Source organism: Streptomyces sp. NPDC007983 (assembly GCF_042958345.1).
In the GTDB taxonomy this organism is placed as follows: Bacteria; Actinomycetota; Actinomycetes; order Streptomycetales; family Streptomycetaceae; genus Streptomyces.
The window spans coordinates 55468-69803 of record NZ_JBIBJI010000018.1 but is presented as its reverse complement, the minus strand read 5'-3'; the positions used below and the strand labels follow the sequence as shown (position 1 = coordinate 69803).

Below are 14336 nucleotides of genomic sequence, written 5' to 3'. Positions count from 1 at the left end.
GGATGACGGAGACAGAGACATCACAGTCGGGTGCGGAGGAGTTCGACGCGCCACCGCTGCGCAGGCTGCGGTACTTCCACGGCCAGATGCTGGGCGCGCGGGACTTCCAGCGCGAACAGGACTACCACCGCGAGAAGTTGAAGCTGCGCATGCGCAGCCTGCTCGGCTACGGAGTGGTGTGCGGACTGCATGTGAAACCGGCGCCACGGGACGAGGACGACTGCCCGCCGGACACCGGCGGGGAAACCCCCTCCGCCGAGCAGAGCGGTGACGAAACACCGCGGCACACCCGGCGCAGGGCCAAGGTGACGATCAGCCCTGGCCTCGGCGTGGACTGCGACGGCAATGAGGTCGTGGTGCGCGGCGGCTGCGCGATCGACCTGTGGAAGGCGCTGCCCGCGCACGAACGGGACACCGACACCGTCTGGGTCGGCATCGAATACGCCGAGCGGCCCGTCGAGCCCACCCGCGCCGTCTACAACGACGCCTGCGCGGACACCTCCGACTGCGAGTTCGGCTGGACGGAGGAGTGCTACACGGTACGGGTCACCGGGTGCGAGCCCCCGGAGGACGAGCGCTGCGACACCTGCTGCTCGGCCTGCGAACACTCCGTGCTGTGGCTGGCCAGGATCGACTGCCTGGACTGGTACGAGCCGGTGCGCCGCGACCAGATCCACATGAACGTACGCCGCCCGTTCGGCCGCCACGTCCCCACCGTGATCACCGGCATCAACTGGATCCACGGACACACCTACACCATCGACGAGGCCAAGGCGCTCCTCGGCACCCAGGACGAGGACGGCGGCCTCGTGGTGCGGTTCTCCTCCGGCGTACGGACCGACACCCTGCGGCCCGGCGTGGTGGAGCTGCAGGTGATCGAGGGCGGCAGCGGACGCAACGCCTCCACCTGGTACATGGGCGGCACCTTCGCCGAACCGGACCTCGAAACGGACGGCGGATGCGGCGAGTTCACCGAGCGCTTCCGCTACCGCCAGACCACCCGCGAGACGCTGCAGGACGGCGACCGCCTACTGATCACCGTCCGCGCCGCGTTCCTCCTCGACCGCTGCTGCCGCCCGGTCGACGGCACCCATGTCGGCGGACGCGTACCGACCATCGATCACCACAACACCACCCGGCCGGCCGCGCACGGCGGCTGCGACCTCCCGCCCTCGGGCATCGGCCCCTGGACCTCCGGCACCGGTGCGGGCGCGGACGTCTTCGAGAGCTGGTTCTTCGTGAAGGAGCGCTGATCATGCGAACAGACTGCGGATGCGGCTGCGGTGGCGACGCCACCCGGACCTCCGCCTTCGTACGTCCTCGCTTCTTCGCAGGGCAACTGCTGACCGAGGACGACCTCAGCCTGCTGGTCGAGTACACGACGGCGAAGCGCAGACTCCACAACCGGTCCCTGTACGGGCCGGGTGTCATCTGCGGCCTCGGCGTCACCTGCGACCCGTGCGGCGGCGGAACCGTGGCCGTCCATCCCGGACACGCACTCGACTGCGCCGGAAACGACATCGTCGTGTCCTGCACCGAACGCGTCGACGTCACCGCCCTGGTGCGGGAGCGGCGCGTGCAAGCCCTCGGCGTGGACTGCGGTGAGGACTGTGACGACGAGGACGGCCGCCGCTACGGGCTCTATGTGCGGTACCAGGAGCTTCCCGTCGAGCCGGTGGCACCGTACGCCACGGAGGAGCCCTGCCCGTCACCGGGATGCGTGCCCTCCAGAATCCAGGAAGGGTTCCGCTTCGTCGTCAGGTGCGACGACTCCGAGGACCACCGCCACAACCCCGGCACCCGGCTCCTCGCGAGCATCGGCGACCTCCCCCGGGCGGACCGCGCCCGCACCCGCGACCGGCGGCTCGGCCACTACGCCGACGCCCTGACCCTCGCCGCGACCGGCACCGGCCGCACCTTCCGCTTCGACGCCGCCGACGCACAGCGGTACGCCACCGCCTTCGCGTGGCTGCGCGAGAACGCGGGCGGCGAGGGCCCGCCGCCCCCGTCGACGGCCGGTGAGATGACCGAGCACGTACGGGGACTCGCCGCCGCCATCGCCCGGTTCGACACCTACGACGCGGCAGGGCAGGACCAGCTCAGGCAGAACTACCCGGACCTCGCCACCCTGCGCGAGGCCCGCGGCGCCCTGGGCACGGCGTGCGAACGGCTCCGCGACGCCGACATGAAAGCCGCGTGGCCCGACCCGCTGCGCCGTTCCCTCGCCAACGCCGTCGTCACCGAGACCGCGGCCCGCGTCGTACCGGAGCGCGGCGACCCGGACGCGCCACTGGAAGTGCGCATGCTCGCCCAGGGCCTCCCGCTCGGCCACGCGCTGCGGGTGGAGTTCCGCGCGGACCTCGGCCTGATCCGCGAGTGGCTGCTGTGCCGCCTGGACCAGGCCGCCGACCTCGCCGACTGCGCGCTGCGCAAGGACGTCGCCGACGCCGACGTACCGCCGCTGCTGCCGGCCCCGCAGCCGGACAGCACCGAGAAGGCGACCATCGCCGAGGTGCAGCAGATCGCCGAAGCGGCCACGGCGCTGGCCACCGCGGTGCGCCGGTTCCTGACCGACGCGGCGTGCGCCACGCTGAACCCGCCGTGCGGCGACTGCACCGACACCGACGTCCTGCTCGCACACGTGGAGCTGGACGGCTGCGACGTCGTACGGGTCTGCTCCGCCACCCGGGAACAGGTGCTGCCGGGCGGCTCGGCCTACGGCGAATGGCTGCCCAAGCTCTACCGGCTGCGCGAACTCGCCGAGCGCGTGTGCTGCGAGCCCCTGGCCGCGTACCGGACGCTGCCGCTCCCGACGGAGGGCCCGGTGGCGCGCCCGTACGCCGACGGTCTGCTCGGCGACTGGCCGCGCACCGGGGACCTGGAGGAGATGCTGTCCCTGCTGCTGACCCCCGCACCCGGCGAAACACCGCCCAAGGCGCTGCACGAACAGGTCTACACGACGCCCAGCGAAGTCACCGACAGCATGCAGGAACTCGCCCGGCTCAGGACCCAGGTCGCCGATCTCACCGCCGCCGTGGAGGGCCTGCGCGCCCATATGGGCAGCGCCGAGACGCAGGTCACGCACCTGGAGGAACGCCTCGCAGAACGCGAAGGCACACCGGACCCGGCCCCGGACGCGGACGGGGGAGAGGCCCCGGCACCGGACCGTGCGGACGAGCCGCCCAAGCCCCCGGCCAAACGCACCCGGTCGCCCCGCCCCCGTACCCAGAAGCCCGGTGATACGCCATGACGGGCCCCCTGCGCCCCGCCTTCCACGAGGGCCAGGTGCTCGCCGCCGCCGACCTGTCGGCCACGGTGGAGTACGCGCGCGGACCGGCCGCCCGGCACGCCCGGCACCTGCACGAATGGGGCATCGCCGAAGGGCTCGGCCTCGTCACCCAGCCCCGTACCGACCCGGCCACAGGCGTCCGTTACGTCGAGGTGAGCGTGGCGCCGGGGATCGCCGTCGACGGGACCGGCCGCGAGGTGGTCGTCACCGAACCGGTGGTGCTGCGCGAGAGCGACTTCGACGAGGTCAACGGCGCGGACCAGCTCACCGTCGAGCCCTACCCGGTCTTCCTCACCGCCACCGACCGCGAACCGGACCGGTCCGCCGCTCCGGTCTCGTGCTCCGGCAGCGCCACCAAGACCCGGGTGGAGGAGTCGTACCAGCTCCTCTTCGGGCGCCTCGGCGACGAGCGGCTGGTAGCGGAGCAGCAGCCGCCCGCGATCGGCGCCCCACCGGCCGATCCGCCCGTCCGCTGGCTCATCCTGCTGGGCTACGTCCAGTGGGCGGACGGCCACTTCAGCGGCGTCGTGACCGAGGCGCGCGGCGTCGCGGCGCGGTTCGTGGGCGTACGCGCGGACAGCGTCTCGGCCGCGTCCGGCGCGCTGACCCTGCGCACGGCCCCCGAGGCCCAGGAGGGCAAGCCTGCGCTCGTCCTGTCCGGCGGCGATACGCCGAACCTGGTCTTCGGCCTGTACCAGGGCGGCGGCACGGTCGCCCCGCTGATGACCGTGGCGGCCAACGGCAACCTCACGATCGAGGGCAGCTTCAGCGGCGGGACGCAGACCGGCAGCACGCTCGTCGCGTCCGGGACCGCCACCGACGGGATGCTGCTGCCGCTGCCGTCCGGCGTCACCCCGGAACAGGTCGCCGACGGACGGGTCGTGCTCCACGTCCATCTGACCCCGCGCACACCGCCCTTGGGCACCACGGAGCTGTACAGCCCGGTGGAGACCGCCGTGGACGCCGACCGGCGGCTCCGGTGCCGGGTGCGCCGGTACGACCCCGTCGCCGCCCCGGGGGAGGTCGTCGACCAGCCCGGATCGGCCGACTTCCTGGTGGTGGCGACGGTCGCGGCAACGAACGGCGGTGGCTGACGATGGCTCTTCACGTGGTGTACGCGCTCGGCACCGGACACGTCGTGGGCGCCCTGGCCCACACCGGCGCCGACGCCCCGGCCGACGCGGCCGCACTCGTCGGACGCGCCCTGCCGCTGCGCGTCCCCCTGGGCGACGGCCGCGTCGCGACCCTGCCGCTGAGCGCCGGAAAGCTCGGCGTGGCGGCCGTGGACGACGAACCCGGAGCCCTCGCCGACCCGTTGGCCTACGGCGTCGAGGTGACATCCGAGGACAAACCCAAACCCGAGCTGCTGCGCCTGGCGGGGTGGGACGACGGCATCGCGCTGACCAAGGACGGGATCACCATCACCGTGCAGGTCCCGGCGAACGGCACCACCCCCGTGGTCGCCCTGATCTCCGACGAGCAGGACACCCATGTGCTCACCGGGGAGATCGCCGCCCAGCAGACCCAGGTGAAACTGCCGGTGACCCTCACCGCGGGCAGCGAGCACGGTGTGCTGGTGCTCGCGGCGGGCTGGGCAGGCCACTTGGGAAGGGAGAAGGTGACATGAGCGCCCCCACCGCGTCGGCCACCGGCGGAACGGGCGAGACCGCCGACATCACGGTGCACCGGTGCACCGTGACGGTGGTCCGGCGCGGTGGGTGGAGCTGGGGCCCCGATCCACGGGGCCTGGTCCGCCAGGTGGTGGACTCCCTCCCGGAGCTGCTTGCGGACCACTTCGCCGAGCGGCTCGCAGCCGGCGGCCCGGACGTGGAGATCACCGAACCGCTGACCGTCACCGTCCGGCCGGGCCGGAACGGAACACTCGGCTGGGCCCCGAGCGGCGGTCCGCCCGCCGAGGTCCACTTCGCACCGGTGCCGATGGTGGAGATCCCCGCCGACGCCTCCAACACCTCCGATGCCGACACCGGCGCCGTATCGTTCGAGGCATCCTTCGCGGCGCCTCCCGACCCACGGACCCCCCCGAGCGCCGCCGCGCTCTTTGCCGAACTCGCCGAGCGCGGCGAACTGGACGCGCTGCTCGCCCTGCTGCCGGATAAGTCCGTACGCGCGTATCTGCCCGCCCTCCTCGGCGCCGACGACCCGACGGTGGCCGCCCGGCTGCTCGCCGAACTCGTCGGGCGCGCCCTTACCGCCGGGCCCACCGACGCGCTGCCCGAGCCGCTGCGTACGGCGGTCGAGGGCGCCGACGCCACCGACCTGCCCCGGGTCCTTGCCGCCTACGTGACGTCCGCGGACCCCGAGGCGACGATACGGCTGGCCCGGACCCTGACCGGCCAGCCCGAGCCATCTGCCCAGGAGCCGTCCGCCACCGCCGAGGCGCCGCTCCTCGCCCCGGGCGGCACCGTGATGGCGCCACGCACCACCGACGAGGTACGGGTATGGTCCGCGCTGCCCTTCCTCCTCGCCGGGCCCCTGGCACGCATCGGATACCTCGACGCGATCGGCCCCGCCCTGGCAGGCCTGGAAGTCGCCGAGGACGCACCGCTGTTCGCGGCGGCCCTCGCGTACAAGGTGCTGGGCGCCACGGCACGAGGCTGGCGCCGCACCGAGCGGGACACCGAGGCCGCGGCCGCCTTCGCGGGCCTCCACCCACCCGTCGCCGAGGAGCAGCTGACCGCCTTCGCCCGCCAGGTGCGCCCCGCGCTCCCGGTCCTCGACGGCGTCCTCGCGCTCTCGGTGTGCCGAGGCCACGACCCCGCCGATCCGCTCCTGATCACCGGTGCCGACGATGCGCTGCTCCTCGCCGACGCCCAGGGCATGTTCCCCATCGCCTGGGCGCCGGACGCCGCCGGGCTGCTGCCGCACTGGCAGGCGTGCGGGCGGCCGACCGTATTGCTCTGCGACGGCCCCCTGCCCCCGGGCACCCTGCGCGACCTCGCCTCGGCGGGCGCGCCGTTCCTCACCGGCGTACGCCCGCTGCGCGGCGATCCGGTGGCACGGCTACCCTGGCGCACACCGCTGTGGACCGCCACGGGCACGACCCCGGACCTGCGCCTGGCCGCCGCATTGCCCGCCCACACCCAGCGACTCACGGACCTGGTAACCGCCCTGGTCACCGAGCGCTGCGCCGTACCGCTCGCACCGGACGGCGGCCTGGAACGCACCGTCACCCTGGCCGCGGCGCTCGGGCTGTCCACCATCGCCTGGACCCTGTGGCGCGACCGCGAGACACCGGATCCGCTCCTGGCCCTGCACCGCTTCGCCGACCTGGAGGCCACGGTGCGGTTCGAGCCCGCGGCCGTCCGGGTCCGCGTACCGATGGGACGGCGCCACGCGGACCTCCTGCGCGGCGGCCTGCTCGCCGACGTGCCCGATGTGGTCTGGCTGGGCGGCCGGACCCTGACCTTCTCGGCCGGGTGAGGCACATGGGCGAACCAGCGCTGGAACACCTGCGGCTACGGCTGGCCGAGGCGCACCGCGCGCTGCGCGCGGCCGTCGAACGGCAGGCAGCGCTCGCGGCCCGGCTCACCAGGCCGGACCTCACCCCGTACTGCGTCACCGACGAACAGGTCGACGTCCTGCTCGGCGAGGTGCACGCCTTCACCGACACCATGGCCGAGCCGTACGTCTCCGGCTCGCCGGAGCCGGAAGCCGAACGCGACCTCAGACGCCGCGCCTCCGCCGAAGGCACGACCCTCCCCCTCGACGCCCTCGCCACCCGCTTCGGCCTGACGCGCGCCGAGCAGGACGCGCTGCTGCTGGTCGCCGCGCCGGAACTGGATCGCGGCTACGAGCGGATCTACGCCTACATCGTCGACAACCTCAACCGCCGCCTGCCCAGCATCGAACTGATCGTGACCGTGGGGGCGGACAGCGCACCGGCCCGCCTCGCCCTGCGCCGCTCCCTCGGCCCGGCCGGATCCTTGCGCCGGTACGGCCTGCTGCGCGCGCACGGCGAGGCCGCGGTCGAGCTGGCCCAGGAACTGATCCTCGGCCCCGGGGTGCTGGACTTCCTGCTGGGCTGGGGCGGCGACGTCGGACTGCTCGGCCACGACCCCGGCGAGGTCGCGCCACCCGAACCCCGCGTGCTCTCCCCGTACCTCTCGTCGGACGAACTCACCCGACTCGGCCGGGCCCTCGCCTGCGGCGACATCGACCTGACCGGGCTGTGGGGCTGCCCGCCCGACGGCCAGCTCGACGCCGTACAGGCACTGACCCAGGCCGCAGGAGCACCTCTGCGAACCCTGACCGCCGATCCCGAGGCCGACCTGCGGACGGCCGCCGCGCTGGGCGCGGTGCTGTGGATCCCCACCGACGACCTGCACGGCGAGCAGCAGCGGCCCCACGCCGACGCGATCTCCGCCGCCCTCCTCCGCTCGCGCGTGCCGGTGTGCCTGACCGGCCTGAAGCCCTGGCGCCCCGCGGGCCTGCTCGCCGCCCGCGCCTACGCCGAACTGACCGTCCCCGTGCCCGGTTTCACCGACCGCCGAGCCATGTGGTCGGCCGCGCTCCCGGACCTGAACGGACCCCTCCTCGAAGACCTCGCCGTCCGGTACCGCATGAGCGGCGGCGAACTGCGCGCCGTCGCCTCGGTCGCGGACGCCGGGGCACGCCTGGCGGGCAACGGACACCCGGAGCCGGTCGCCGACCACGTCGAACCCGCCATCGCCACCGTCACCCGCGGACGCAGCGGCAGCGCCGTCCACTCGATCCTGCCCCGCCGCACCGTCGACGACCTGGTCCTGCCCGACGTCCAGTTCCGCCAGATCCTGGAAATCGCCTCGGCCTTCCGCGCCTGGCCACGGATCGCCGAGAGCTGGGGCTTCGCCCGCCGCTCGGGCCACGGCGGAGTCAAGGCGCTCTTCACCGGGGAGCCCGGAACCGGCAAGACCATGTCCGCCGAGATCGTCACCGGCATGCTCGGCCTGGAACTCCTCAAGGTGGACCTCGCCCAGGTCGTCTCCAAGTGGGTGGGGGAGACGGAGAAGAACATGGAGACCGCGTTCCGGCAGGCCGAGGAGAGCCACGCGGTGCTGCTCTTCGACGAGGCCGACGCCCTGTTCGGCAAGCGCGGCGAGGTGAAGCACGGCACCGACCGGTACGCCAACCTGGAGGTCGGCTACCTCCTGCAACGCCTGGAGGCGAGCGACGGCCTGGTGATCCTCACCAGCAACCTCAAGGACAACATCGACCCCGCCTTCACCCGCCGCTTCCACTTCGTCGTCCACTTCCCCCGCCCGTCCGCCCCCGAACGCCGCCGACTGTGGCGCATCGCCTTCCCCGAAGAGGCCCCCCTCGCCCCCGACGTGGACCTGGACGCCCTGGCCCGCCTCGACATGACCGGCGCGGGCATCACCGCGGCGGCCCGCACCGCCGCCCTCTCCGCCGCGGACGCCGACAGCGCTACGATCGGTATGCGCCACATCGTCCGCGGCGTGGCCCGCCAGTTCCAGCGCGAGGCCCGGCTCCTCCGCCCGAGTGAACTCGGCCCGCACGCCCACCTGCTGCTCGACGACGGAACCCCGGGGTGACCCAGATGCTGCCCACCGAACCCCCGCTCTCCCTCCACCGCCTGATAGCCCCGGTCCCCCCGGCCCGCACCCCGGAGACCGCGACGGCCACCCGCCAGGTGTCGGCTCCGGTGCTGGTACCGGTGAGCAACGCAACGGTGGCCCACACCCTGCACCCGCTGGCGAAGACACCACCGACCGTTGCCCAAGACCAGCTCGGCAACGCGGCCACAACCAAAGCGGCCGCACAGGCGGCCCCGGCTGCTGCACGGCTGTTCTTCGTGCCGATGAAGTCGCCTTGGGAGGACGCACAGAATCGGTGACCGCGGTCATGCGCCGTGGCAGATCTCGCCTTCCCGTACCCCTCCTACAAAGGCGGCCCACGCATCAACTGCGATGGAAAGCACAGGTAAGACCCGACGTCTTCTGCGTCGTCCAGATACAGGCCACGACGGCGCATCTCGATGTAGACGACGGCCATGGAATTGAGCGGATTCCGCTCATCGTCCTTGCCCAGGATCACGAAATGTCCTGTACCCGCCGCATGGGCTCCGGCGGTGAACGGCAGAACCTGGATGTCGACGTTCGGAATCTGAGCCATGTCGTGCAGATGGGCCATCTGCTCAGCCATGACAGCCTCTCCAGCGACGTCACGTCGGAGCACGGCTTCGTCGAGGACCACCCAGAGATGCAGAGCCGGGTCCCTGCGCAAGATGTGCTGTCGCTGGATGCGAGCCTCCACCATGCCCTCGATCTCGTCGCTGGAGCTGCGCATCTCCCGCGCCTGGTGGATCGCCAATGCGTAGGCACGTGTCTGGAGCAGACCGGGCACGACCGCGTTGGCGCTCGACGAGGACGACGACCAGCTCAACCCGATGGGCACCAAGGGCAGCGGCGAGATCGGCATGTGCGCCTCATCCGCCGCCATTGCCAACGCGATCTGGCACGCGACCGGCGTCCGCGTTCGAGACCTCCCGGTCCGCCTCGACAGGCTCCCGCCGCGGCTCTAACCGATCAAGCGGCGGCGAGACGAGCCGCTCGGTAGGTGATTGGTTCGGTGTCCAGTGCCCTCAGCGCGTCCCGGAACTGTTCGGTCGGCTCGGCACCGGGGTTTTCGACAGCCCTCACCAGCCAGCCGTCCCCGAGCGCCTGGGAAGCGTACGCAGGCAGGGCCGCGAGTCGAACGCGAACCTGGTCGGTGAGCCCCTTACCGGAGATATAGGTCCACGGTCCGAACTCTTCCGGCAGGTTGGAGCCGGGCCGAAGGCGCTTGGACGGATAGATCTCCCCGTCGCCGTCAAGGTGCCACGCCGTCAGATGCGCCAGGCTTGGGCTGAGGCCTGCCACGAGCTGTGATGTCAGGGCGACAGCCATCTCCCATTCCTGCTTGAGAACGTCTCCCGGCTCGTCCAGGTGGACCGTCAAGAAGATCGTGCCGACGCCATCCGGCTCGAAATCACCGAGACTCACATGAACCCAGGAGTTGAGTGCCGAGTGAGCAGGATGCGTGAGGGCGACCGTCATAGCCTCTCCCTCCCCGTTGAGGAAGCGCGTACTGCGGGCACCTTTCGGCTGAAAGCCCTCGCCGGCGAACTGGCCCAGCGCGGCAACGGCTCTGCGCAGCACGGTGCTCTCGGTCTCGTCGGACGCCTCCATCTGAAGGACCAGCTCGCTGCCCGCCGCGTACGAATCATCCATGGCCATCACCCGTTCCATCTCACGTCGATGCCCATCTTCGCACCCACCTCCCTGGCGTCCTCGATGACCTCACGGAACGCTGCCTGTGAACGTGTATCGAGGCCGCTGAACTCAGGCCAGTCGATGATGTGCGTGGTGTATTTTCCACGGCCACCTTCTATTTGACCGGTGAGCTGGGCCGTCAATTTGGTCACCAACTCGGCCCGGCGTTCGGTGCTGAGCTTACCGGTCACGTGCTTGTACTCGATCATGACGTGTTGCGCCCGGCCGTCGATGCTCATCCGGGCCGCGTAGTCGACGCGCTTCTTCCCGACCTTCACCTCGACGCCGGTGAGATCTCCACCCTTCTGAAGGAAGTTCACGATGGCTTCCATCTGCTTACGGATGCCCATGTTGAATGGCCGTTGCTTGTTGGCGCCCTTCTCGAGCTGGTTCGCGAGACCGTCGGGATTACCCTCGAGATCCGGCGCTTCGTCGAGCTTCAGCTTGTCCTGGTGGGTGGCGATCGCAGCGCGGTACGCCTTGATTACCTCCATGTCGGCCCGCAGGATGCCCGCGCCCTTCTGCACCAGTTCGTGCGGGTCGACGTGCACCATCGGGAAGCTACGCCCGTCGGCCGATCCGAACCCGCCTGCGCGTTGAATCTGCAGGAACGAGTAGCTCTCGCCGAACAGGAACGTTCCGCTGTCCGGCCGCACGTCGTAGCCGAGCAGTCCCTTCGGTACATCGGCGACGGGCTTGCCGAGCCAGGGCTCGATGGAGTTCTTCTGTTCAAAGATTTCCTTGAGTAAGTCGGCAAGCTGTTTTTGTTCGGCGGAGAGCTCCGCCTGTTCCTTGGACATCTTCTGCTTGGCCGCCTTTTCCCCCTTTTCAGGGACGTGCACCGCAAGCTTCGCGATCTCGTTCGCCTGACCACCGGCGGTTGTCGCCAGCTGGAGCGCGGCCTGAGCCTTCTGCTTGACCTCGGGATTGGTCTTCTCGTCGGCGATGACGCGGTTGAGATAGGTCACGACCGGCTGTTCCGTGCTGGCGACCATGAGCGTCGCCTTGCCGCCGGACGCCGCGACGAAGAGCCGATGCGCGTGCCCGTCCGCGGAGAAGCTGACGGTTCCCCAGTCCGGTTTCAGGGTGTGGCCTTCGCCCGGCCGCTTTTGGTCCGGCCCGGCCTTGCCCTTGCCGCCCTTTCGCTTCGGCCTGCGCCGGTCGGGACGGCGGCGCTGGTCCGGACGCTTCCGTCGGCGCGGTCCGCCCGGCCGCTTCCGGTCCGGGCGGCGCTTCGGCTTCGGCTTGGTCGGCTTCTTCTTCTCGAACTTCGACTTGATCTTGGCCCACAGCTTCTTCACCAGGCCGACGATCTTGTCGATCACCCAGTCCACCGCCCGGTTCACCGGCTTGGACATCGCCTGGACGATCTGCTTGACCTTCGCGGCGATGCCGGCCACGCCCAGGACCGCGGCCAGCACGCCCAGCAGGACCGGGATGGAGCGGGCCAGGGCGCGTTCGATCAGGCCCGGGACGCCGCCGCTGCCGCCTCTTGCGATCGCGATGACCGCATCCAGCACGGAGTTCACGAACTCGAAGATCTGGCGCGCCTGGGTGACGATGAAGCGGACGAAGTCGATGATCAGCTTCACCGCCCGCACGAAGGCGGATGCCGGGTTGAGCAGCGAGAGCACCCACATGATCCCGGCCTGGATGATCGTGGGTGTCACATAGGCGATGACCTTGTCGAGCAGGTCCTTCTTCAGGTCGCCCACGCGCGTCTTGAGGTCGTCCCACATCCCCGCGACGCCCCGCTTGCGGACCTCCGAGACCAGCGGCACCGCGGTCTCGGCCGCCGCGACCGCCGGTTCCATCTTCGGCACCTTGCGGACGATCCGGGAGCGGATGTTCTGCCAGGTCAGACCGAGCACGGAGGCGAGCATCTTCAGGACGCCCTGCGCGTCGAACTTCGACGGCAGCTCAATGCCCGCCTCGGCCGTCTTGCCCAGCAGCCAGGACATGATGCCCTGTTGCAGGTGACGGCCGATGTTCGCCAGGAACTGGCGCAGGCCGGCGCCGACGGCCGAGACCAGGTTGCGCAGGAAGCCGATCGGATCCTTGAGGATCAGCATGATCGCGGACGCGGCCTTGGCCAGAACCGACAGCAGCAGCCGCTTCAGCTCCAAGATGGTGTTGATCACGGACTTGACCGCGTCCACGGCCTTCGCCACCAGGCCCTTGTTCTTCTCCTTCTCCGCCGCGATCTCGTCGTCGACCGACTTCAGCGCGTCGGTGTACTTGGTGGCGAGGGTGTCGACGAGCTGGGTGCCCTTGTCGTCCACGGACTGCGTGAGTTCGTCGAACTTGTCGGTGAACTCGGCGGCCGCCTGCTGCCCGATGGACCGCAGGTCCGCCGGGAGCTTGCGCACCGCGGCCTGCATTTCGGTACGGCCCTGGGCGATGCGCCGCTTGGCCCGGTTCAGCTCAGTGCCGATGGTGTCGGCGACATTGGAGATGACCTGCCGCATCCGCCGGACGTAGTTGTCGCGGGCCTCCTCGAAGATCTTGTCGGCTTCGGCGGGCAGCCCGGCGAACAAGTCCCGGAGCCAGCGAGCCTTGCCGGACCAGCCCGAGTACCGCCGGTCCTTGTACTCCTCCATCTTCCGCTTGTGCTCGGCGGTGAACGCGTCCCGCGCCGCCTTCTCTTCTCTCCCGAACTGGTCGTCGACCAGCTTGTCGAGGCCGTCGAGGATCGCCTCGACTTCCTTCTTCATGGTGTCGAAGACGCCCTGCAGGATCGACGTGACCTGGGCCCGCTTCTCCTCGTCCCGCCCCTTGGCGCCGTCCTTGCCCGCGCCGACCTGCTGCCCGGCCCGCACCCGCTGGGCGCCCATCGCGCCCATGGCGGCGGCGCCCAGCCGCTGGGCCCGTGCGGTGGCGGCGCGCAGCTCCTTCTTCTCGTGCCCGCGCATCCGGCCGGGGGCCACGTCGGAGTGCCGCTCGGCGGTCTTCTTCTCGCCCAGGGCGTTCTTGAACGTCGGCTCGTTGGACTTCTTCAGCTGCGTCTCGGTGACCTGCGCGTCCGCCATCTGCCGGTCGACCCGTTCGGGACCGGCGGACAAATCGGTGGCTGACGGCGGCAGTTTGTCCGGTACGGCGTTCGCCGGGTTCGGCGTGCCCGGGGCCCCGGGCGGCCGGTCCGGGGTCATGGGAACGACCTTCTTGGGCACGGCCGCCGAGGTGTCCGGGGGAGCGGCGGTCGTCGTGGCGATCTGCTCGGCCGAGTCCGACTTGCCCTGGCCGACCTGGCCCTGCACCTCCGCCCGTACCTCTTCGGCCTTTCCGGAGTCGGCGAACTTGTCCGCCTCGTCGAGGTTCTTCGGTGCCTTCTCGGCGATTGCCTTCTCGACCGCCCTGATGAACGCGTCCTTGTCGAATTCCTTCGGCTTCGCCTCGTCCATCTTCTCGGCGTTGGCGGTCTTGCCCTGCGCCTCTTCGTCGTCCTTGGGCGGTTGGGCGGCGTCCTGCGCCGATGCCGCCTCGGTCCTCGGAGGTGGGTGCGAGGCCGCCACCGACCGCTTCTTGTGCCGTACGTCCTTCTTCAATGCCCCGAACTTCGGATCCGCGTCCGGGCCGGGACGCGCCTTTGCATCCGGGGCCGTCACCTCCGACGCGCCACCGGACGCAGCGGCAGCCTCCGCCGGTGCCGCTTCGGCCGCGGGCGGCTGCCGGTCGGCGGGCTCGGCGCGGCGGGCCGCCGCGACCGCACCATTGCCGACCGTGTCCTGCCCGGCAGGCGGCACCTTGGCCGACAGCGGAGGGAGCGGCGCCGGTCC

General features: G+C 71.0%; 10 protein-coding genes. 7 read left to right on the top strand and 3 right to left on the bottom strand.

Annotation, left to right across the window (positions count from 1 at the left end; genetic code table 11):
- Positions 1-2: 2 nt before the first annotated feature.
- From ACFZCY_RS36650 to ACFZCY_RS36620, 7 genes are read left to right on the top strand one after another with little or no spacing between them, the layout of a single operon-like run.
- Complete coding sequence (locus tag ACFZCY_RS36650) at positions 3-1253, top strand: hypothetical protein (protein ID WP_391183430.1); 1251 nt, start codon at positions 3-5, stop codon at positions 1251-1253.
- A gap of 2 nt (positions 1254-1255) precedes the next feature.
- Positions 1256-3250, top strand: a complete 1995-nt coding sequence (locus ACFZCY_RS36645; protein WP_391183427.1) for a hypothetical protein — start codon at positions 1256-1258, stop codon at positions 3248-3250.
- Positions 3247-4383 carry a hypothetical protein gene (locus tag ACFZCY_RS36640; protein ID WP_391183425.1) on the top strand — a complete coding sequence of 379 codons (1137 nt, stop codon included), beginning with the start codon at positions 3247-3249 and terminating at the stop codon, positions 4381-4383. The genes ACFZCY_RS36645 and ACFZCY_RS36640 overlap by 4 nt, the downstream gene beginning before the upstream one ends.
- Before the next feature lie 2 nt (positions 4384-4385).
- On the top strand, positions 4386-4916 hold the full coding sequence (locus tag ACFZCY_RS36635; protein ID WP_391183423.1) for a hypothetical protein: 531 nt from the start codon (positions 4386-4388) through the stop codon (positions 4914-4916).
- Positions 4913-6730, top strand: coding sequence for a hypothetical protein (locus ACFZCY_RS36630; RefSeq protein WP_391183420.1), 1818 nt, complete (start codon positions 4913-4915; stop codon positions 6728-6730). The genes ACFZCY_RS36635 and ACFZCY_RS36630 overlap by 4 nt, the downstream gene beginning before the upstream one ends.
- 5 nt (positions 6731-6735) lie before the next feature.
- Positions 6736-8841 carry an AAA family ATPase gene (locus ACFZCY_RS36625; RefSeq protein WP_391183418.1) on the top strand — a complete coding sequence of 702 codons (2106 nt, stop codon included), beginning with the start codon at positions 6736-6738 and terminating at the stop codon, positions 8839-8841.
- A 5-nt stretch (positions 8842-8846) separates the two neighbouring features.
- Positions 8847-9143, top strand: a complete 297-nt coding sequence (locus ACFZCY_RS36620) for a hypothetical protein (RefSeq protein WP_391183672.1) — start codon at positions 8847-8849, stop codon at positions 9141-9143.
- A gap of 44 nt (positions 9144-9187) precedes the next feature.
- On the opposite strand, the gene ACFZCY_RS36615 is transcribed toward ACFZCY_RS36620, so the two are convergent.
- From ACFZCY_RS36615 to ACFZCY_RS36605, 3 genes are all read right to left on the bottom strand, one after another.
- Positions 9188-9727, bottom strand: a complete 540-nt coding sequence (locus ACFZCY_RS36615; RefSeq protein ID WP_391183415.1) for a Scr1 family TA system antitoxin-like transcriptional regulator — start codon at positions 9725-9727, stop codon at positions 9188-9190.
- Positions 9728-9834: 107 nt separating this feature from the next.
- A complete protein-coding gene (locus ACFZCY_RS36610) occupies positions 9835-10524 on the bottom strand; it encodes a hypothetical protein (RefSeq protein WP_391183412.1) in 690 nt (229 codons plus the stop codon).
- Positions 10524-14303 carry an HPC2 multi-domain protein gene (locus tag ACFZCY_RS36605; RefSeq protein ID WP_391183409.1) on the bottom strand — a complete coding sequence of 1260 codons (3780 nt, stop codon included), beginning with the start codon at positions 14301-14303 and terminating at the stop codon, positions 10524-10526. The genes ACFZCY_RS36610 and ACFZCY_RS36605 overlap by 1 nt, the downstream gene beginning before the upstream one ends.
- Positions 14304-14336 lie beyond the last annotated feature (33 nt).